General features: G+C 34.6%; 1 pseudogene. It reads left to right on the top strand.

Features of this window, described 5'->3' with window-relative positions:
• Positions 1–512: pseudogene (locus B2X73_RS12550) on the top strand (oxidoreductase); the annotation flags it as partial.

Below are 512 nucleotides of genomic sequence, written 5' to 3'. Positions count from 1 at the left end.
ATTTGAATCAATCAATATAAATGAATCTATTTCATTAAAAAATAGAATTATCATGTCGCCAATGTGTCAATATTCTTCGGAAGATGGCTTTCCAAATGATTGGCATTTTCAGCATTATGTTTCGCGTGCAGTTGGCAATGTTTCGGCGATTATACAAGAAGCAACCGCGGTTATTGCAGATGGTCGAATTTCGTATGGCGATTTAGGAATTTGGAAAGATGAACATATCGAAGCGTATCAAAAATTAACTTCCGAAATTAAAAAATACAATTGTGTTCCTGGAATTCAGTTAGCGCATGCAGGACGAAAAGCAAGTACAGAAAAGCCTTGGTTGGGACACAATCAAATAAAATCTGACGAAAAAAATGGTTGGAAAACGGTTTCGAGTTCTAGTTTACCTTTTAATGAATTGGATGAAACCCCACATGAATTATCAGTTTCAGAAATTGAAAATATTGTAAAAGAATGGGGAAAAGCTACAGAGCGTGCTATAAAATCTGGTTTTGAAATTT

Source organism: Empedobacter sp. UBA7252 (genome assembly GCF_002472765.1).
GTDB lineage: Bacteria > Bacteroidota > Bacteroidia > Flavobacteriales > Weeksellaceae > Empedobacter > Empedobacter falsenii_B.
Note: the sequence above shows the minus strand (reverse complement) of the source record. Positions and strands in the feature narration are given on the sequence as shown.